The sequence below is a fragment of the Bacillus sp. S3 genome (genome assembly GCF_005154805.1).
Lineage (GTDB): Bacteria > Bacillota > Bacilli > Bacillales > Cytobacillaceae > Neobacillus.
The window spans coordinates 910,663-931,436 of record NZ_CP039727.1 but is presented as its reverse complement, the minus strand read 5'-3'; the positions used below and the strand labels follow the sequence as shown (position 1 = coordinate 931,436).

The following is a 20,774-nucleotide window of genomic DNA, read 5'->3' as shown; positions in this document are numbered from 1 at the left end:
TTTTCCAATATAAAACCAGCCGAACATGTTAAGAAGAATTTTCACGTAAAAGATGATATCATAATGACGAGTAATCACCTTTTAGGAGGCCATCATGAAAAAGCTTGTTAAAGTAGTCGCTGCAATTATTGAAAATGAAAATAATGAAATCCTGTGCGCCCTTAGATCTCCTGAAATGTCAATTCCAAATCAGTGGGAGTTTCCCGGTGGTAAAGTGGAAGCAAACGAGGACATTTTCACCGCGCTAGAAAGAGAAATTTCTGAGGAGTTAGATTGTACGGTCGAAACTACCAAAGAAGTATTCAATGATAATACGCATGAATACGAAACCTTTATTATTAATTTAATCTCGATTAAGTGCAGAGTTGTCGAAGGAACCCCTACTGCGAGTGAGCATTCTAAGCTAATCTGGTTGAAAAGAGAAAATTTAGAATCACTTAAGTGGGCGCCGGCGGATATTCCAGCAGTTGAGCAATTAATTCAAGAAAAATAGTCTTCTCGAAATGAGAAGACTACACTTTTTCTGTAAACTCCGTATATAAATTTGCCGGAACCTCATTCTCTAATTCCATTTGGACCGTAATCGGCTTGTCCCCTTCAAATTCAACAGAATTTCCTTTTCCAATATAAATATAAGGCTCCGTCTTGCCATCCAATTCTTTGTACTTTCGAATAAACAAATGAAGATGAATCCCACGCAGCTGATTAAAAATGATATTTTTCCCTCGTTCAGATTGTTGCGTCGTATTATTAACAGATTGCCATTGGAATTCATGGGTATTAATAAATTTATCTTTGTAGTTGATACTTTCCTTTACGTCTTCCTCTTTATGCAAATCAATAAAGAGAAAATATTCATTGCCATTCGCTAATAATCCAGATCCTCTAAAGGAACTATGGATCTTCCGATAGTTCGACAGCAACGCTGCGTCGATCATTTGATATTGCTCATACAATTTGAAATGTGGGACACCGTAGTATTCTCTTTTAAAATCCTTCTCGTATCGGAAAATACCATAAGTGATAATGTCATCAATAAATTTACGGTATTCCTCATTTTCTAATAGCTTTATAAGGCTATCCGTCTTCGTCAGAATACCATTACTATATTGGACTAATTTTGGTTTATTCTTCAGTTGGCCACTATCATAGTAGTTTTGATTTAGACACTCAAATGCATGTAAAATACTATCGTCATCGACATGATCAATCATTTTTAGTATTTGCTCCTTGGCCATTTCTTGATTAATCTCTTCATGCTCTAGCAAATAACGCAGGATAACAAACTCATAAATCCGCTTAAGCGGCAGCTTGCTTGATAATTCCTTCATCACTGCCTCAAAGGCTTCATTTAGTAAAAGTTCCTTTAAATACTCATCTTTCTCGACCTTGGCCACAAAGGATACGTATGTTTTCTCTCGATTAATAAACTTAACAGGATCTGGAGCACCATCATATTTCAGGTAATCCAATAACAAATAGGGAATCCTACCTTGATTCAGCTTTTTAAATTCGCCATACTCTTCCTTCAGATACTTCATCGAATTGAAGTTTTCCTTATCAATTTGCTCCAAAATTCTATCCTGTGAGATCTTATCCATTTGGATATGGGTACAACCAGGAATATTAGAGAATCCCGTTGCCACCGCTACCTTTAGGCTTTCTTTGTCATAATAGCGACTCCCATTTAACGCCAATGCAATGAGGAAGGTTTTCTGATGGTTTCCAATAAAGTCGAGCACCGTTAAAAAACTCTTATCCGCATGCTTCCGTAATCCTCTTCCGAGTTGTTGAATAAAGATAATCGGTGAGTTGGTTGGTCGCAGCATTAATACTGTATTAATAGAAGGAATGTCGACCCCTTCATTAAAAATATCTCGGGTGAAAATGAACTCTAACTCGTCCTGGTCATCTTCTAATCGTTTAATATATTGCTCCCGGATATCCGGTACATCATCTCCATATAAACAGATGCTTTTATAGCCCTTTTTATTAAACTCACTTGCCATATATTGAGCATGTTCAATACTGACGCAAAAACCGAGGCCCTTTCTTTTCTCACCATCATGACCGTAGAAATCCATTTTTTCAATAATAAAATCAACCCGTTCATTGACCTTTAGACGTTTGGTAATTTCAGTGATATCATCTATATCCACATCACTTAAATCGACGCCATCAATATCGGTGATTCCAAAATAATGAAAGGGGATCACAAGCTCGTCCTCTAAGGCTTCGTGTAAGCGAACCTCCAAAGCCACATTATTATCGAACAGATCAAAGACATTATATCCGTCACTTCGTTCAGGAGTGGCTGTCATCCCTAAGGTAAACTGAGGCTCAAAATATTCTAATACGGTCTGATAGGTTAGACTTGTAGCATGATGGGCCTCATCGATAATTAGATAATCAAATTCATCTCTTTCAAATTCATGAAAACACTTCGAGATGGTTTGGATCGTGGCAAATACATAATCCACATGCTTCTGCTTATGGTTCCCTGTCAACAAGCCAAACGTGAAACCGTCATTAGGTAACAGCATCTCAAAGGTATCCTTCGCTTTTTTGAGAATCTCTTCGCGATGGACGATGAACAGGAGTCGCCTTGGCTTTACGTTTTTTACATCAAAGGCCGACATATAGGTTTTCCCTGTCCCAGTTGCGGCAATGACCAATGCCTTTTTCTCCCCGTAACTTCTCAGTCTCTCAAGGTTCTCGGTTGCTCGTTTCTGCATCCGATTTTGGACAATATATTGCTTATTTTCATATATTAATTGATGAGTTTTTTGCGTATTTTTTAGACTCTTCAGGAACTCTTCATATCTACTAATAAATGCCTGATCGGCTTCTGTGCTCATGTCCCAGAGCCCATCGTATTCCTTTAAAACATCCTGAATAAAGCGGCCATGTTCTTTGGTAATAATTTCGACGTTCCATTCAATATTACTTTTCAGCGCACTTTGGGTAATATTAGACGAGCCGATAATGACCTTATAGCTATCCTGATACTCAAATATGTATGCCTTCGTATGAAAGCCAATTTCTTTATCAGTAACAAAGACCTTCAGGTCGACATTTTGAAACTCTTTAATTTTCTCCAATGCCTTGGCATCGGTAAAATTGAGATAGGTTGACGTGATGATTTTACCTTGAATTCCTTTTTGCTCTGCTTCCTTTAAAGGATCAAGAAGCAGCTGCAAGCCACTGAAATTAATAAAAGCGACACTAAAATAAAACCGCACACACTCGTTCATTGATTTAACTAATTCTCTTAATAAATTCCCCTTGTCGGAATTAACGATTAGTTTTTTTTCTACTGCTTCCATTGGTTTTCCCCTACCTATAGCATTAAATCTCTTTATTGTTATTTATTGGATATGTAAAATTGTACTATAGTTGGGGGGAAATAAAAAGATCCTCTATTTTATTAAATAGAGGGTTGAGTTTTTTCGAGTCTGTTTGATGAAAATAGCTTACCTATTTATTATTTATGATATGGTTCTCCGTGACTAATCTAAGTGCCGTTTTTATTAATGCATTTTTTTTAAAAGGGTACTTTTACTAATATTGGCTGTGCTCCTGCTCAAGACTTTCGAAGCCGTCACGGAACTGCAGTGCATGGACACCACACGTTCTGTGAAAGTTTTGTGGCTACAAGTTGGATTCTTACAAAATAATTTCCGATTATTCAAGTGAATCATGACCTTGTTTCCCTGCATGGGCAAATCTTGAAAGCTTTTCGGATAGGTGGAGTGGACGCTGGACGGACTCACACCACAATAGGGTTAGGAAACTTCATGACGGTTTGACGACACATGAATCGTCACAGCATGGTCCGTTATTTCATGAGAATCGTATTCCAAATGTGGGTAGAGAAGCTGAATCAATTCATTCTTGGCTCCAATTCTTCCTCTTTTTCTTGATTATACATGCCTAAGCACCCCACTAGAAAGAATTATCAACTAATGTTGGAAAGAACTCAATTTAACTTGACGCTTATAATTTTTTACCACTGTCACAAGGGCATGGTTTGTTTCTCCCTGTTTTAAACCTTCGCTGTGCAAAGATCATCATTTATCTTTATCATAATCGTTATTAATAATCTAAGAGCATGCAGATAATTCACATAATGCTCATTTTCATTATTATGGCCAGAAGATGTACCATGTAGATACTTGTTCCTCAAGTCATATCCATTAATAAAATTGCTTTTATTCAGATAGTAATCTATATAATCGGATTCTTGCCTTGTTAATAATGTATTTTCAGCAACTAAAGCTCCTTCATTCAATAGCTTATCAACTTCTTTCTTTAGACTATCAGATAGCTTACTAGTTACAACCACACCGTTTATATGGATATAATAATATATAAGTGTTCGATTCCTGTTGACCAACAATATTTCATTATCGTCGTTTACCGTTACATAATCATGTTCAACAAGCCAATCTAAAGAAGATTTTTGATAATCCTCTATGTCATGTAAATACAGCTTATCAGCATCCAACCTTTCAATGAGCGTATTATATTGACTATCACCATAATTCGGGAAATAAGTAATATTACTTTGGTCAGAAAACATAATATTTCTCAATATTCTAGCCTCATCATTATCTGGCGCTATGTACACGTATCTGTCATTTGTCATGCTTGGGCATTCAGAAAATGGTAAAGGCTTGCTTTCCATTTGTACAAGCTCTTCATCAATGTAACCATCCTCTAAATAAAACCTATACTTCTTGATTATGCTTTCAATAGTTGGAAATATAGATTTGCACTTTTCAAAATTTGGATTATCTGTAGGTGGTAGCTTTATGTTGAAGTCTTCAATATAGAATTCCTCTTTTAGATAAACATTGAAGAACCATTCAATTATTGCTTCTAAATCTTTGTTTTTACTCCTTAAAAATGAACAATAAACATGCATTTGTGCTAAGGATAAAGATTCTCTCATTGAGAAAGCTGTACAGGTCTTGTATTCTTTCTCATGAGCAAAACCAAATCTTTCAAAAACACTTGCATATATTTCATTATATGGAAATTCAGAGACCATATTATTATTTACGAACTTGAATATGTATATAAAGTTGTTCAATAATGTTGGGTTATCAAGATTTAATTCTAACCATTCTTTATCAACTTCTGTTCCAACTTTACTTAATGTGAAATGTTGCTTTACAGTACCCTCTACATTTTCTTTGAACTCGACTACTATATCCGTTCCATGCCCACTACCATCTTTAAAGAGTTCACTTTCAAGTCTTTCGCTTACTCTTTTTGCTTTCAGTTTAACTCTAGCATCAAGAGCAAACTCTTTCGTATTCTGTACATTACTAAGAAGCCTGGTGTAATTCAAATTAGGCTTATCGAAATCTAGATAGGCACTAATAATCTGCTCTTTATCTTCTATAGTTAATGATGGTGGCAAATAGGATTTCTCACGTTCGCTCATATGCTTTAAGAGATATTTATCCAAAAGTAAATTTGTACTTCCTTCTGGATAAATTAGCATATATTCTCTTAATTCCACATCATATTTCATCACTAGTTTATATTGCTTAAATATTTGCCACGCAAATACATCAAGCGTATCAAGAAACATCTTGAATCTGCTTTCTGTAATATCACTCAATTTCCTTTTTTCTACTATTTCCCAAAATGACTCCCTGTATCTGAAATCAACCTCTTCATATTCGGCTAATATGTCTGAATGCTGATTGATATATTTACCTACTGACGAATTAGCTATACCATTTTTTTCTTTAAGCCATTCCTCTTTATCTTCTCCAAGATATAATAGAAACGTGTCTTCCTTCATATACTTGATAATATTATATAATTCTAAAGCTTCATTGATATTCTCTATTGCATGACCTATCGCCAACTCCTCATAAACTTCTTTAGCCTTATCTAGCATATATCCTTTTGCCAAATCTGGCCCTTTGTAGTACTCCACACCTCTATATCTTTTTTTTACCATACTTCCCTCTTCTTTCTTTAATATTCTTTTACAAACTCCTATGTTGCCTTCTCTTTTGAATTCCAAAGTCGAATCGGGGGTGGTTCTTTTACGTCATTATTCTGTTCCTATTAGCAAATAACTTCTTTGCCAAAAAACCTCATTTACTTATTGTAAGGTTCACCATATCATAAATAGAAACATTACATTTCAAAGTATTTATTATCCTTGGTATCATTTCAATCAACAAAAATAATATTTACCTTCTTTTTCATCTCCCGCTTCAATCCTCGCTGGTAAAATAACAAAAATTCTTTTAGTAAATTCTCGATATAGTAATCTTTTTGATTAAAGATTATTCCGCCAGCCTTCATATCACGTAATAGCTCCGCCATGGAAACTATTAAACTTTCCCCTTCCTGGTGTGTATTGATCCATTTTAATATAAATGCACGCCACTGTGATGGTAGACCGTCAATAAACTGATCGCCCTTGATTGGGTATGTTAGTAACTTATCTTTGAATCTCTTTCTTTGTTGTTTTACATACTCATTATCTTCTTGAATTATAGTTGAATTCAACCGGCTCCGAATTACACCCGTTTCTCTTGATGGGTACCTTCTGCCTGTTTTTTTATACCATTCCCACTGCTCAGGTGTCATATAAATAGGTCGCTGTCTTGCTTCCTTGGCACGCTGGACCATTTCCCGCTTTATTTGTTCATCACCAACATGTATTTGTTTTAAATTTGTTATCGATTCACCGTGTTCTTGCGCTTCCAACCTTAAGATATTTAAAACTGCTTCCAGTTCATCTTCCCTCCGATTTATTTTTCCCAATACCTCTCTTTGTGCCCTTTCTACTCGTTCTGCCTCCCCCTTCTTGTCCAAAATTTCATCAAGGAAAGCACGTCTTAGCACTTCTTCATTATCACTTTGTAGAAGAAATTCGGCTAGCTTCGTATTTAGGGTTAAGGCTTGTTCCAAAGGAATCGTCGGTTCTGATAGGTTAAGGAAGGTTACATTACGGTTATTCCTATTGACCTCAGCAAATCTAACTATTTTACATTTACGGCTATCAATATTAACATAAGCGATGCTTCTTGCGTCAACAGGAAATGGAAGGTCAGCCAATTCATAAATAATTTGTTGAAACTCCGAGGGGATACCTTCATTTAAAAGCTTGTCCCAATCTTGATCTTCCTGATTCTTTTGGGTTACCTGCATCTCGGGTGTCAGCAGCGTCCCCTTATTCGTATCAGGGTCAATTGCCAGCCAGACATCATCAATAAATGAATAAGCTTTAAAGCCTTCCCTGTCATAGGCACTCATTCGTTTTTCAATATTTTGGGCGTAGCTGCCTTCTGTTATTGAGGTGTAATAATCAATAGCCCATACTTCCTTTGAATTAGGGAAGCGTACGATAAAGTCGGGGATAAACGAAAGCTTCTTTTTATAAAAAAAGCCTCGTTCAATTACTACACCTATAGGTTTTAACTGCCCTTCAAGTATTTCTTTAAAGACAGTTAGTCCAAGGTCCTTCTTTTTCTTATCTTGGTTTAAGGATACCTGTGTTTCATAGGTTTTACTGTTTTCTGAATAAGAGCACCTTTTTCCATCATAGTGCTTAAAATAAAAGGGCCTGCCCTCTCCCTTAGTAAAATTAATATTGACAGGTTCATTGCAGCAACGGCAGGTAAATGCCCTTTTCTTTGAAAGTGCCCGGTATCGATTATTTAACTGATTTATGATCTCTTTTCTATTTATATTTTGCGCTTCAAGACCTAGCCTCTTTGTTTCTATATTTATGATGTCCCCGTGTAATAGTGCCTCATCCACTAACCTCACACACCTTTTCAAGAAATTCCCATACCTATATTATATATATATTACTAATAATTAGGCTATAATTCCTATTCTTGAAATTTATTTACAGCACTATAATTACTAAAAACACCTGTATGTTCAACTTGAAAGTGCATTAAAATCAATAGGAAAAAATGCATTTGTTGAAGATTACTATGTTTACAGCAATACAAATATCTTTTCACATAAAAAAACTGAAATATTATCTCAAAAATACTCCAAAAATGGCGCAGCTATCAGGATTTCTTTTGCGAATGATATTTTTTACTGCAACAAGCAGCAAGTTGCTCTGGTTTCTATTTTTATTTCACCACGGAACACAAGAGGTAAAGAAGCTGCAAAAAAGATATTGGTAGAATTATAATAAATAGAGATAACATGAATATCTTGCACCTAAATAACTAATGTTATGGAGTATGAAAAACGGGACAAAAGCAGGAGAAGAAATCCAAAAAGAGACAAAAAGAAGATTTCGGAAGTGTAGAGTTTTATTGCAAAAAATGTAATTACACCTTCAAAGTCGATTTGGAAACGATATGGGACATACAGGAATGCACGCACGGGTATGTCGGATTTCATTTAAATGATACGTTTATCAGCTGTGGTCAATGTGGTGAAATTATTAATAATGATGAGACAGAGGAGACAAAAGTAAAGTGGCCGAAGCAGTTGGTTAACATTGATGATGATGATCTTCCTTTTTAAATTGAAAATAGTGCCTAACCTCACTGCGTTAATTCTAATACACCGAGGGGTAGGCACCAACTACAAAATTTCAGTAATTAGAAACAGTCATGGCAGATTCAGAAGTTTCTTGGAGCCAATGCAATAAACCAATCAAAATTTTCTAAAATTGATTTTTTATATCAAAATCATGGTACTTCTTAATGAACGATTACCTTATGATCCTTTGTCAAAGCCCAAATAAAAGCTGCCAACCAACCAATTCCAGTCCACCCAGTTAATAAATTCAAGAAAAAAATTGCTAACACATTGGACTTTTTTCTTAACATTGCAACTAAAAACGGAAGGAAATACCCAATTAATACTATTAAAAAAATTATCCCTAAACTACTTGATCCATCCAAGTTGATCTCTCCTTTATTTTCATTTTTTATTTTCTAATAACTAAATAAATTCTAATGTCTTTAATATGGTATACTTCTATCTATTTGTGATATGCCAAAAGAAGACGAATATTCTGTACTACTTTTAAACAAACAGAAATGAATTGTAGCAATTAATTCTTAAAGCCAATTCAATGAAATCTATTGATTGTTTCCTCTTATTATATTTCTTGTGCTTTTACACGTTTTCTAATTAAGAATATTGTTCCTAAAATTGCTGCTATAGTTAACAAAACTAATAAAACCACATTTGAAATATTCAACACTTTAGCTTCCATATAAATTTCATTATCTTGACCAGGTATAATATCCCATTCATATGTTCTTAATTTTTCTTTATCATCTATTTCCATTCTACTGGCATTTTGTCTTTCAACTTCCATCGGAATAGTTAATAACATTTTTAAATCCATTTTTTCTAAAATCATGCTAGAAAAAGGTATATCCTTGGGAATCATGTTTTTTAAATCTAGGTTTGTTTTTAAACTATAAACATTAAATAAAAAACCTTTATCAATTATAATTTTTGATTTCTCACTGTTATTTGATGAAGATATGTAATTAATTAACCCACCACCAATATCCTCAGAAATACTCTTAACATGCTTTTTCGCTTCAACACCAAAGTATCCTCTATCTTTATATTGCGTGACAATAAATCCATCCTTTTTAGCCATTTTTTTAAACTCTTCTAACGGATTATGCTTTTCTTTAGCTGAACTAGATAATAAAGCAGGATCAACAGCAAATTTATAATTTAAATCCCCACTGCCATCTTTATTTACAGTTACATGAAAAACACCATTGACACAGCCCGTTAATAAAAAGAGCATTAAACAGCTAATTAAAATAAAAAGATATTTCATTTATTAACCTCCTTCTTTAATACTAATTTTCAGCCAAAAACTAAAGGTTTATACATATTTTTCCTCCATTAACTATCAGTTGCTAGCAGCACAGACTGTATGACCATAATAGTATCTGCCCCTGGGTGTTTCAACATTGTAAAAATTTCAACAAGGACGAAGGATTAGTCCGTCAGATAGCACACTAGTAGGAGCATTCATCCAAGAAGCTAATCAAAATCTTTGTGTTCTTCATTTTGAGACTATCTATGATCCTGTCAGACCAGCCATTAATTCATGGATCCCATGGTTGTATAAATTAGTTTCAGTTTCCAATAATACATCTGTTCCGAACGAATGGTGCATTCTTTCACCAATTCCTCCTCTAAAAAGAAGGCACCTACCAGAGCCTCTTCTGCTTCATCGTTAAATTGTTCAATCCCTTACATCTTTTGGCCCCATGTCAATCCCTAAGATGGCTCTCATTTATGCTAACTACCTTTGAACTACTATTTTACATTATTTGAATTAGAGGCTAGTCTTAAATGTCTAAGATCCCCATAAATTAGAAATAAGAAAAAGGAGGGATATAATGCTGGAATATGGTAAGAGCCTTTTTAGGAATAATGTAACACAATTATTTTGTTTATTTTTGTGTTTTGGCTTAGTTTTTGTTGCAAAGAATTATTCGATTGGCACATCAGGTCTTTCACTACATGACTTTGTATCAAGCACTTTAGATAATATTTTTTCTGAGGCAAAAAGTTATGGATTAGGGTTAAATGTAGTTATGCCATTTATCCTTTATTTAGTTTCAAGCACCTTACTTCTGTGGATGAGCTTTTCAAACTTTAGTACACTTCGATATGAAGATAACAAATGGGATATGTCATTAAAGTTACTTTTGGCATCGTGCGAAGGCATTCTTTCCTTGTGGTTCTTTATAGTAGGTGGTAAATTAGCCTTCTATTTTTTAGCATTTCTTGTTACCATAATTGCTTTTATTGGGATATTAGTATTTCTATTTACCGCTAGAACCGAAGATTGAAAATATCCTATAAAAGAAGAATAGGACAAAACACCTCATACATACCATTCTAATAGACCACTTTGAATGGCAGGAGGTGTTAATTTGGAACCATTAGCTCTAACTGGCACTATCCTTATTAGTGCTTCGTTTGCTTATGCTCTTTACCTCATTCCTGGCAAGATAAAAAAAGCAGAGGATTTCCCTTCACCGTCAGTACCAGATTTAAAAGATGATGAACTAAAACTGAATTATATTTTTTCTAAATCAGGCAGGTCTGTGAAAGAAGCAATTTTGAAGATCATTCAGGAAACAAAACATTCTTTAGACATTGCTTCATTTTCTTTTACTGAAAAAGAAATAGTCACACACTTAGGGTTAGCCACTAAACGTGGGGTTAAGGTACGTGTCATTACAGATAGGGATCAAAGTAATAATAAGTTCCAAAAAGATGCAATTAATATGTTGCTAAGTAAGGGTATACCAGTAAAGTTGAATACCTTTGATGGATTAATGCATTTAAAACTGCTTATTTCAGACAGAAAGTCAGTAGTAGCAGGATCTTACAATTTATCTAAAAACGCAGAAACAAAAAATGATGAAGTAATGATATTTATTAATAATAAAAAAATTGGGACTGAATGGTCAGAGTTATATGAGGCTAGGTGGGATGACGAGACAAACTTCCGCCCTCATTACAAAGAAGAGGGTAGGAGGTACGCATAAAACAGAGCTTGAGCATTACCCGAGCTCTGCTTTATCATTTCGAAGTGTTTAAAATAGAGTTGTAAATAGGTTATATTAATTGGTTCGATAAGGAGTATACGGAACTTCCCATACTTTCTAACCACAATCCCACCAAAACTACTCCATCAATTAGTTCAATATTTAAACCATTTGCATATTCCTTTGCAGCTTTGGTATAGCTTGCAGTTGTGATTAAATACCCACCTGCTGCATTTCTTTTTACCATATTGGAATGTAGTATTGCTATCGGTTCATAACCCACATCATCCTTATATGCTTTTGCCTGCCCAAGGAAGAGACCTTTTTCAGTAATATGCTCAATGTCTACTCCAAAATCACCAGATGAGCTAGTAACGTATACGTCACCACCCATTCGTGTCTTTATAATTTCCGCTACAAAGTCTTCAAAATCAAGAGGTACTTGTTTCAAGAAAAGATCTGTTCCTTTGGAAAAACACATCGTTCCATCCTTTTTTAGCTCCTTTGGATAGTTGAAACGGTAATATAAACCCATTGCCATTGTTTTCTTTAACTCTAGTGTGGTAGCAATTCTTTCGGCTATTAGTTTAACTGATCTTTCATCCTTCTTTTTAAAATATAGAAATATTCCTGCGTTAATTAAAATTAGTACTGTAATAATTACAAGCATTTAATTCACCTCATATTCATCCTCGTCAAATTTTAGTTATTATAAACATCTTGAAACCACGTAATACCTCTATATCTGCCAATAAGCTGGTGGCTACCTTTTGCACATAAAATTTGTTTTTAGGTTTGAAAATTTGGCGATAATGTAGTAGGAAGTCTCAAGAGAGTAAATATAGAAAGAGGGTGTGTTATATAATGACGGAGTATGAGAAATTAGTATTGAGAGCATTAGCACAAATGCTTAGAGTTTTAGGAAATATCGAAAATGGTAGAGAGAAGCACAACTGTGATCGTACTTCCGATGAACTTGATAGAAAAGCTTGGTAAACGAAGGGGCGGCGAACATGCCCCCCTATCCTCGTTATAAATATCTTGTAGGACAGGTGCCTGCCCCACACTGCGATAACACTTTATTACATTGGGCGGCAGCGAAAATCCTCCCTGTCGACTTCGCTATATTCTTTCCCCTATGGTAAATCACTCACTAGCCCTATTTTTCTAAATGAACAAACCTCCCAAATTGCTTATTAAACCCAAGCTCCACAGTCCCAGTAGGCCCATTCCGATGCTTGGCAAGAATGATCTCCATCCTATCCTTCAGTGGAGAATCATTCGTATAGTAATCATCCCGATAAAGAAAAGCAATCAAATCCGCATCCTGCTCGATTTGTCCGCTTTCCCTTAAGTCCGACAGGATCGGTCGTTTATCCAGTCGGCTTTCAACGCCACAGTTCAACTGGGAAAGGGCAATGACGACCACATTCAGTTCCCTCGCCATCGTTTTTAAGGCTCTGCTTATTTCACTAATTTCTGCCTGGCGGTTTTGTTTATTTTTCGGATCGCCCGCGATCAACTGCAGATAATCAATCACGACCAAGATTCTTTTTTCAAGATCATACTCCCTGCGGATCTTGCGGAGCTTTGACCAGATATAGGGGACATCCATCCCTGCCCGGTCAAAAATATGGAAATTTGCCTTTGATAACGTTCCGATACTGTCCGTGAAATGCTGACAATCTTCCTCTTGAAACTCCTTTTTTGGATTCTTCATTTTGAGACTATCAATGTATCTCGTAAGACCAGCCATGCGTTTCAGCAGCTGTTTTTTATATCAAATTAAACGACATAAATCAAACTGTTACATTTACACAGTGACCATCAGACCAATCAGAGGAGCCAACGGATCACCAGTGACAGTCTCGCCGCCGAAATTAGATCCCCTTGCTCAAGCTATAAAGGATAGAATCGACAACAATACCACTATAAAATGGTTGTTTATTAGCGACAGCATTAGATCCATTTCAAGCGTTGCAAAATGCAACTGTAGCCGCTGAAAATGCTTTTAAGAATAGTAGAACACAAGTGTAGTATTACAAAAGGCTTATTCACGCATTAGAAATAACTTATGAAGGTCTTAGTTTATTAACAAAGCAGTTTATTAAACTTAATGGAGAAAATAAAGGATTAGCAATATCGATGGTAAGCAAGCAGAAGCTGCTAATTCTTCTGAATTAAGAGGGAATGAGAATGCCCGTGACGGTCATCTTAATGCCTACAAGACAAATAACTGCTCAGAAGGGTAAGGCATTAACTGAAGAACAAGTAGATTTATTACTTTATTGGTTTAATACTTTGACCTAAGTCACTAGCTAATAGGGGGCTAACACCAATCCTCGGCGATAAGAGATTTAATCCAATTAATAAAAATAGAAAGAACGATAAATAACAGTAGAGCCCACCACATTGTAGGGTGAATAGGCGGACCAGGCAGAATCCCTGCTTGGTCTTTCCTATTCAAAACCACAGGCTGGAAAGAACCTTTTTTAAGTCTACATATGCGTTAACAAGCGATCCTTTTGGTCAAGGAAATACGCCATCAGTTTCTTGCATTGAGGAATAGAAAATCCCAAAATCGGCCCCAAACCAAAGGCAATTAACAAGGTTCCAATTCCAACTGGGCCTCCTAGCATCCATCCAAGTAGAAAAACGAGTACTTCAATTCCACTTCTGACCAACGGGATCCCCCAGCCCGTTCTTTCAACAATTAATAGCATAAAGCTGTCTCTAGGGCCTGCTCCAAAGTCAGCAGCAACATATAATCCAATACCGTACCCTATTAATACAACACCTATGGCAAATGCTATTGCTGCACCCGCTAAACTTTCAACGCTAGGTAACATCCAATTAAAAAGATCAATAAATAATCCTAGTAATAGCATATTTAGAAAGGACCCTATTTTGGGCCAAGCCTGATTGAAAATCGAACTGATTAACAAGAGGAATAATCCACATATTATCGACCACATTCCAATTGAGAGTCCAAATTTAGTAAATAGTCCATAATGAAAAACATCCCATGGTCCAATCCCGAAATATTTGCCTTCAATTGTTAGAGATATGCCAAATGCTATCACCATTAATCCAAAAATAAAAAAAGACCAGCGTAAAATCCATTCTCTTCTCATAACTGCCCCTCTACCTTATATTGTATTATTTTAATATAACATTAAAGTTGGGCAGAACTTGTAATCTCTATTTTCTGAAATATTCCCAAAAAGTCAGTAGGACTAACCCCACATTATAACAGTCCATATTTCCTCACTTTGTTATAAAGTGTTACGCGGGACAAACCAAGTATTTTGGCTGCAGCTGATTTATTTCCATAGGTTTCCCGAATTATACGTGTCTACTATGATGGGCGCAATCCACTGTCACTACCCGAATCATGTCGATGAATTCGACAAAACGCGGGCGGTGAAAGGCACTATTTCTGGGTTCTTTTAATATACTTTATTATTTCTTATCTTCATCTGCACTCAAAATTACCCCACATGCTTGTCTGTCACCTGCATCCCCAGTTTTCATCGTCGCTTCATCAGGACCAGGTTTTCCTTCTGTTTGATAGCGATCAGGTATATTGCCAAAGTTATCAGGATTTGCATGGACGATGACAGCCCGTTCTTCTTCTTTCAGTTGATCAATGGTTAGGCGATCGAACGTTGCAGAATATGAAGCAGTTCCATCCTCCTTAACATAAAGGGAGGGCATATCCCCAGCATGTCCCGAGTGCATTTTGTCATCTGGATTAAAGTGTCCACCTGCTGTTGTGAAAGGGCCTTCCTTGGCATCACGTTCACAGACACCAATTTCATGGATATGAAAACCATGGTGACCCGGCTCTAGACCATCTATATTGGCGACAATCTGAACATGATCGTCATGAGCAAAAAAGCTTACAGTGCCAACAGTTTTATTTTCAACATCTTTGAGTTCTGCTTTAGCTTGTGGTTCCGTCTGTTCCTCTGTGCTCACGGTCGTCTCAGATTTATTTCCCGTATTTGTCGTTCCCTCGCCCTCCGATTTTTCTCCTGCAGCACATCCATTCAGCACCATCACCACAGAAATTGTCAGTATAAGCTTCGTCAAATATTTACTCATTTTTATGCTCCCTTCTATATTTATTGAATGTTCCAACTATACTATCAGGAGTAAATAAATATATAAAGTGAATGGCTCTGTACATTAAAGAATTCCTTCTTTTTATCTAGAGGGTCACTATCTTAGTGATCCTTCCTTCCTGCTCCTCCTTGGTAATAATGCTGATAAAAAAATAGGGCACATAGTATTCTACTTTCTGAAAATGAAATGGACATTATCAAGATGTATAATAATAAAGTAGTTCATTGTCCTATTAGTAATTCAGAAAAAGGGATTCCTAAAACACCTAGCTTGCTGCAAAAAGGAATAGGTGTTGGTTTGGGAACGGATGGGGCCGGTCACTCCGGATTGAGTTTATTTGATCAGATGAAAGTGTTTAAATCTTTAATGAGAGCCTTTTGGGGAATATCTATTTTTGATCCAGTTGTCATGCCTTCAAAAAATATCTTAGATAGTAATGAAAAACAGAGAAGTTCTTACACTGGATGAAGAAATGATCATCTATGAAAGTAAGCTTGCCATGAAGGAGCTTTCTATCCGAGCAAATATATAACCCTCTCTTCATCTATGGGGTTAGGAATAATTGAGGTCTGATAAATGATTACATCTATATTTCTTTTTAGTATTGTCCTATGCTCCAATTTGATTATTGGTGTTTTATTAGGAATGTCTGGAATTTCCGGATTTCTTCTCCCTTTAATTTACGTAGGTTTTTTAGGTATGCCCGTGCACGATTCTCTTGCACTAAGTTTCTTGTCCTTTGCTGTCTCAGGTCTTATTGGAGCCTATTCCTATTGGAAATCAAAAAACATGGATCTAAAACTAGCTTTATTTTTGAGTATCGGAAGCCTTCCTGGTGCGTTTTTGGGAGTACAAATCAATGTATTAATTTCTGATTTTCTAGCAAAACTTCTCCTCTATTTATTTATCCTGCTAGCAGGGTTATCAATTCTACTTAAGAAAAACAATGAGAACGCAAAAATTAATCGATCCATTATACTGAATCATACTTCCATTGTTATTTTGCTTGGATTTATAACAGCAGTTATTTGCGCATTAACAGGAGCAGGCGGCCCAATTTTACTAGTACCGTTACTAGTCAGCCTTGGGGTCAATATTCGGGTAGCGGTGGGGGTAAGTCTTTTAAATTCCGTGGTCATCGCCATTCCATCGATATTCGGATACTTCTCCCATGCCAGTATGCAAAACACTTCCATGTTAATTATCGCTAGTTTACTTGGTACAACTATCGGGATGATCACCGGTGCACGCCTTGCAAATAAGGTACCCATTCATCAGTTAAAAATAATGATTGCAATCATCACCATCTTATCATCAGTTTATATGCTGGTTATGCTAAAAGCGGGGGGCTGACCCCACTCACTAAATGAACAACCCCTTAAAGTGGTACGGTTCGCCGCACACTTTAAGGGGTTGTTCATTCTTTTTTTAACTTTCATGTTACCTCATAATTAACCGGAAAGCCTGGTTGAAATAGTTTGATTGTATCGGGATGAACCGGAAAACCAACAATCTTTGAGGCATACGTTCCAAGGAATTCAGTTGACACATTCTTTGTAGGAAAATCAGCTAATAAATACTATCCATATAATGTCGCTGAATCCAACAAAACGCGGGCGGTGACAGTGGACTATTCCCTTTTCTAAACAAACTTAACCAATGGAAACCATACGCTGAATAGCAAGCTTTGCCCGTTCGGCTGTTTCGGCAGGAACGGTGATGACATGCTTGTTTTCTTTTAAAGCAGCTAACACCTTTTCAAGTGTAATCATTTTCATAAAAGGACAAACAGCTTCCGGATTGGCAGGAACAAAGCGCTTTTCTGGATTTTGTTTTTGCATCTGATGGATAATTCCTACCTCTGTTGCAACAATAAATTCCTCTGCATGCGAATTTTTAGAGTGTTTTAGCATGTTACCAGTAGATAAAATATGTGTTTTCTCCGCTGGCAGTACTCCTTCAGACATTAAATACATGCTCGAAGTTGAGCATCCGCATTCGGGATGTACAAGCAGTTCGGCTTCTGGATGCTGTGTCAGCACACCTTCTACTTGATGTGAGGCAATCCCTGCATGAACATGACATTCTCCCAACCAGATATGCATGTTTTCACAGCCGGTTTCATTCTTCACGAAAGAACCAAGGAACATATCCGGTAAGAATAGGATTTCTTTGTCTTCTGGAATCGACCGGACAATCTCCACTGCGTTGGAAGAGGTACAGCAATAATCGCTTTCTGCCTTCACTTCAGCAGTTGTATTCACATATGCAACCACAACTGCTCCAGGGTGCTCGGCTTTCCATTCGCGGAGCTGGTCTACCGTGATCGAATCGGCTAAAGAGCATCCTGCTTCAAGGTCAGGAAGAAGCACAGTTTTTTCCGGATTCAAGATGGCAGCTGTTTCCGCCATAAAGTGAACACCGCAGAACACGATTACGTCGGCAGATGTGTTCTCCGCAGCACGTGCAAGCGCAAGGGAATCGCCCAATACGTCTGCAATATCCTGAATCTCCGGAAGCTGATAATTGTGTGCGAGCAAAATAGCATTGCGCTTTTTCTTCCACTCTTGAATTTCCTCCACTAAGCTGCTTTTCATTTCAGTAACTGACATTCTATTGTTCCTCCCCAAATACGACTTTGACACTGATATCAAGTGCTTTGTATGAATGCGTTAAATAGCCTAGAGAAATATAATGAACACCCGTATCGCGATAGTCCTCCAAATTAGTTATTTGGATCCCGCCAGATGCTTCCGTTATAATATGGGCGGGCACTAATTGTATAAATTCTTTTATTTCATCTGGTGTTCGGTTATCAAACATTATTACATCCGCGCCCGCTTCCACTGCTTCGATGACTTGTTCTCTTGACTCCGTTTCCACTTCAATTTTAACCATATGTCCCGTATTCTTACGGACTAACTCGACCGCATGCTTGATTGATCCTGCAAAAGATATATGATTATCTTTGATCATGACACCATCATAAAGACCATAACGGTGATTATATCCACCGCCGCAGCGGACAGCATATTTTTCCAGCATTCGGAGTCCCGGGGTCGTTTTTCTTGTATCGCAAATCCTCGTATACGAGCTATTTAACGTCTCAACGGCTTTTCGTGTTAAGGTGGCAATTCCGCACATACGCTGAACTAGATTAAGGACAACTCTTTCACCTTTTAAAAGGGAAGAAATTCCCCCTGAAACAATCGCCAATCTCTGCCCGACTTCGAATCTGTCACCATCTTTGACAAACAATTGGATGTTAATTTCCTGATCCAACAGGTGAAATCCAGTCTTCATTATTTCTTCACCGCAAAAAACACCACTTTCTTTTGCTAAAAAGACAATTTTACCCTCTGTATGGTCTGAAAAAATCAAATCAGTCGTTAGATCCTGATCTCCAATGTCTTCTATTAAAAATTGCTCAATTAACGATCGCAGTTTTAATATGTTCATGATTGATTACCACTTCCCCTTTGCGTTTCTGAATGATTGTCTTTTTTAACCAATTCTTATCATCTTCTTCTTGAAAATCACTTCTAAAATGGCCGCCCCGGCTTTCGGTCCGGCATAAGGCGGCTTTCGTAATTAGCGCCGCCGTGATGTACATAAAAATTGACTCAATATCTTGAATGGAATACGAGTCAAACTCCGTTAAATCATTTACATGTAACTGCTGCAGCCAATTATTCTGTTCTTCTAAAAGTTCTTTAGATCGGACAATTCCGACCCTTTTCATCATCCATTCCTTTAATATCTGGACATCCGGGAGAAAAATACTTTTCTCTTGTGTGAAAGGAACAAATCTAGGAACTTTAGATATGTGCTCTTTTTTTGAATTTACATTCATCCATTGTGATAACTTTTTCCCTTGATAAAGTCCTTCTAATAATGAATTACTGGCCAATCGATTTGCGCCATGAAGACCTGTACATGCTGTTTCACCTATGGCAAATAGTCCATTTATTGAAGTGCGGCCAATTAAATCCGTTTTGACCCCTCCCATTAAAAAGTGACTGCCAGGGGCAACCGGAATTCTCCCTTCTGACAAATTCACACCATTTTTCCGGCAAATAGCTGTAATGGATGGGAACCTCTCTTCAAAGTCCTTAATACGATTTATATCCAGATAGACTTCATGGCCATTTTCGATATAGTCAAATATTGTCTGGGACACAATGTGCCTCGGGCCAAGATCTTTTAATGGATGGACGCCTTCCATTATGGGGGTTCCCTCTTCTGTAATTAAAATTGCCCCTTCCCCTCGGACCGCTTCGGAAATTAACCCTTTTGTTTCCCCATTTTTATACAAAAGTGTTGGATGGAATTGAATAAATTCCATATCTGAAATTTCTGCGCTCGCCAGGTAGGCCATGGCGACCCCATCTCCCGTTACAGTAGGTGCATTGGAAGTGAAGGGATATATCTGCCCACAGCCTCCCGTTGCAAGAATCACATAATCTCCATAAAAAATACGGATATTGCCATCCACGTTTTTAGCTTTTACGCCAACACATCGTTTTTGCTTATGATCGATGATTAATTCGTAAGCAAAAGTGTTCTCTTCGACTTTTATATTTTCAGTTAGGTTACTAATCAAGTATTCTATGACATTTTTTCCTGTTGCATCGCCGCCAGAATGCACAATCCTATTTTCACTATGAGCGCCTTCTAGTCCAAGCAGAATATTCCCATTTGGGCCCTTGTCAAATAGATTACCTTGGTCAGAAAGATTGCCAATTAGCGTTGGAGCTTCGTTCAAAACTTCACGAACAACTTCCTCATTATTATGAAATCTCCCTGCCTCAAGGGTATCGGCGAAATGCTTTGATGAATCGTCCCCTATCCCAATAGCAGCAGCAATTCCACCTTGCGCCAAATAAGAATTCGCATTTTTTAAATGTGATTTTGTGAGAATCCTCACATTTTTATCACTGTTAAGTAAAGTTGCCAGCTGCAATGCCGCAACCCCACTGCCAATAATAAGAACGTCATTCCTTTCCATATAGTATTCCTCCATAGTATACACCTGTCTTGACATCTATATTTACATAGATTTAAACTAAAAACAAGATTTTTTTTTTCAAAAGTTAC

21 protein-coding genes are annotated in these 20,774 nt (G+C 36.8%); 6 read left to right on the top strand and 15 right to left on the bottom strand.

Features of this window, described 5'->3' with window-relative positions:
- Nucleotides 1-94: 94 nt before the first annotated feature.
- Nucleotides 95-493 carry a (deoxy)nucleoside triphosphate pyrophosphohydrolase gene (locus FAY30_RS04310; protein ID WP_149868724.1) on the top strand — a complete coding sequence of 133 codons (399 nt, stop codon included), beginning with the start codon at nucleotides 95-97 and terminating at the stop codon, nucleotides 491-493.
- Between the two features lie 19 nt (nucleotides 494-512).
- Here the strand turns inward: FAY30_RS04310 and FAY30_RS04305 are convergent, their stop codons facing one another.
- From FAY30_RS04305 to FAY30_RS04270, 7 genes are all read right to left on the bottom strand, one after another.
- The gene (locus FAY30_RS04305) at nucleotides 513-3,326 is read right to left on the bottom strand and encodes a DEAD/DEAH box helicase (protein ID WP_149868723.1); all 2,814 of its coding nucleotides are present in this window, start codon (nucleotides 3,324-3,326) and stop codon (nucleotides 513-515) included.
- Between the two features lie 204 nt (nucleotides 3,327-3,530).
- Nucleotides 3,531-3,773 carry a transposase family protein gene (locus FAY30_RS28030; RefSeq protein ID WP_149868722.1) on the bottom strand — a complete coding sequence of 81 codons (243 nt, stop codon included), beginning with the start codon at nucleotides 3,771-3,773 and terminating at the stop codon, nucleotides 3,531-3,533.
- Between the two features lie 223 nt (nucleotides 3,774-3,996).
- Entirely contained in the window at nucleotides 3,997-4,071 is a 75-nt protein-coding gene (locus FAY30_RS28025) for an SEC-C metal-binding domain-containing protein (protein ID WP_223820972.1), read from the bottom strand.
- Nucleotides 4,046-5,980 carry a hypothetical protein gene (locus tag FAY30_RS04290; protein ID WP_190284812.1) on the bottom strand — a complete coding sequence of 645 codons (1,935 nt, stop codon included), beginning with the start codon at nucleotides 5,978-5,980 and terminating at the stop codon, nucleotides 4,046-4,048. The genes FAY30_RS28025 and FAY30_RS04290 overlap by 26 nt, the downstream gene beginning before the upstream one ends.
- Before the next feature lie 218 nt (nucleotides 5,981-6,198).
- On the bottom strand, nucleotides 6,199-7,797 hold the full coding sequence (locus FAY30_RS04285) for a competence protein CoiA family protein (RefSeq protein WP_149868720.1): 1,599 nt from the start codon (nucleotides 7,795-7,797) through the stop codon (nucleotides 6,199-6,201).
- Between the two features lie 911 nt (nucleotides 7,798-8,708).
- Nucleotides 8,709-8,912 (bottom strand): superinfection immunity protein, encoded by a 204-nt coding sequence (locus FAY30_RS04275; RefSeq protein WP_223820886.1) that lies wholly within the window; start codon nucleotides 8,910-8,912, stop codon nucleotides 8,709-8,711.
- A gap of 200 nt (nucleotides 8,913-9,112) precedes the next feature.
- On the bottom strand, nucleotides 9,113-9,817 hold the full coding sequence (locus FAY30_RS04270) for an LppM family (lipo)protein (protein WP_149868718.1): 705 nt from the start codon (nucleotides 9,815-9,817) through the stop codon (nucleotides 9,113-9,115).
- 571 nt (nucleotides 9,818-10,388) lie between these two features.
- On the opposite strand from FAY30_RS04270, the gene FAY30_RS04265 reads away from it, so the two are divergent.
- Complete coding sequence (locus FAY30_RS04265; RefSeq protein WP_149868717.1) at nucleotides 10,389-10,844, top strand: hypothetical protein; 456 nt, start codon at nucleotides 10,389-10,391, stop codon at nucleotides 10,842-10,844.
- Nucleotides 10,845-10,928: 84 nt separating this feature from the next.
- Nucleotides 10,929-11,549, top strand: a complete 621-nt coding sequence (locus FAY30_RS04260) for a phospholipase D-like domain-containing protein (RefSeq protein WP_190284811.1) — start codon at nucleotides 10,929-10,931, stop codon at nucleotides 11,547-11,549.
- 70 nt (nucleotides 11,550-11,619) lie between these two features.
- On the opposite strand, the gene FAY30_RS04255 is transcribed toward FAY30_RS04260, so the two are convergent.
- A complete protein-coding gene (locus tag FAY30_RS04255; RefSeq protein ID WP_149868715.1) occupies nucleotides 11,620-12,219 on the bottom strand; it encodes a restriction endonuclease in 600 nt (199 codons plus the stop codon).
- A gap of 194 nt (nucleotides 12,220-12,413) precedes the next feature.
- Between FAY30_RS04255 and FAY30_RS27770 the strand changes: the two genes are divergently transcribed.
- Nucleotides 12,414-12,545, top strand: a complete 132-nt coding sequence (locus FAY30_RS27770) for a hypothetical protein (RefSeq protein WP_263315287.1) — start codon at nucleotides 12,414-12,416, stop codon at nucleotides 12,543-12,545.
- A 163-nt stretch (nucleotides 12,546-12,708) separates the two neighbouring features.
- On the opposite strand, the gene FAY30_RS04250 is transcribed toward FAY30_RS27770, so the two are convergent.
- From FAY30_RS04250 to FAY30_RS04235, 4 genes are all read right to left on the bottom strand, one after another.
- Entirely contained in the window at nucleotides 12,709-13,314 is a 606-nt protein-coding gene (locus FAY30_RS04250; RefSeq protein ID WP_223820971.1) for a DnaB-like helicase C-terminal domain-containing protein, read from the bottom strand.
- Nucleotides 13,315-14,047: 733 nt separating this feature from the next.
- Nucleotides 14,048-14,683 (bottom strand): YczE/YyaS/YitT family protein, encoded by a 636-nt coding sequence (locus FAY30_RS04245; protein WP_149868713.1) that lies wholly within the window; start codon nucleotides 14,681-14,683, stop codon nucleotides 14,048-14,050.
- A gap of 113 nt (nucleotides 14,684-14,796) precedes the next feature.
- Nucleotides 14,797-14,895, bottom strand: a complete 99-nt coding sequence (locus FAY30_RS04240) for a helix-turn-helix domain-containing protein (protein WP_411675485.1) — start codon at nucleotides 14,893-14,895, stop codon at nucleotides 14,797-14,799.
- Between the two features lie 116 nt (nucleotides 14,896-15,011).
- A complete protein-coding gene (locus FAY30_RS04235) occupies nucleotides 15,012-15,656 on the bottom strand; it encodes a superoxide dismutase family protein (RefSeq protein ID WP_149868712.1) in 645 nt (214 codons plus the stop codon).
- A gap of 186 nt (nucleotides 15,657-15,842) precedes the next feature.
- Between FAY30_RS04235 and FAY30_RS04230 the strand changes: the two genes are divergently transcribed.
- Together FAY30_RS04230 and FAY30_RS04225 are read left to right on the top strand one after the other, a co-directional pair.
- Nucleotides 15,843-16,145, top strand: a complete 303-nt coding sequence (locus FAY30_RS04230) for an amidohydrolase family protein (RefSeq protein WP_223820970.1) — start codon at nucleotides 15,843-15,845, stop codon at nucleotides 16,143-16,145.
- A 108-nt stretch (nucleotides 16,146-16,253) separates the two neighbouring features.
- A complete protein-coding gene (locus tag FAY30_RS04225; protein ID WP_149868710.1) occupies nucleotides 16,254-17,030 on the top strand; it encodes a sulfite exporter TauE/SafE family protein in 777 nt (258 codons plus the stop codon).
- A 299-nt stretch (nucleotides 17,031-17,329) separates the two neighbouring features.
- On the opposite strand, the gene nadA is transcribed toward FAY30_RS04225, so the two are convergent.
- From nadA to nadB, 3 genes are read right to left on the bottom strand one after another with little or no spacing between them, the layout of a single operon-like run.
- Nucleotides 17,330-18,289 carry a quinolinate synthase NadA gene (nadA, locus tag FAY30_RS04220; RefSeq protein WP_149868709.1) on the bottom strand — a complete coding sequence of 320 codons (960 nt, stop codon included), beginning with the start codon at nucleotides 18,287-18,289 and terminating at the stop codon, nucleotides 17,330-17,332.
- 1 nt (nucleotide 18,290) lies between these two features.
- The gene (nadC, locus tag FAY30_RS04215) at nucleotides 18,291-19,136 is read right to left on the bottom strand and encodes a carboxylating nicotinate-nucleotide diphosphorylase (protein WP_149868708.1); all 846 of its coding nucleotides are present in this window, start codon (nucleotides 19,134-19,136) and stop codon (nucleotides 18,291-18,293) included.
- Entirely contained in the window at nucleotides 19,105-20,685 is a 1,581-nt protein-coding gene (nadB, locus tag FAY30_RS04210) for an L-aspartate oxidase (RefSeq protein ID WP_149868707.1), read from the bottom strand. Before nadB ends, nadC begins: the two co-directional genes overlap by 32 nt.
- Between the last annotated feature and the right edge of the window lie 89 nt (nucleotides 20,686-20,774).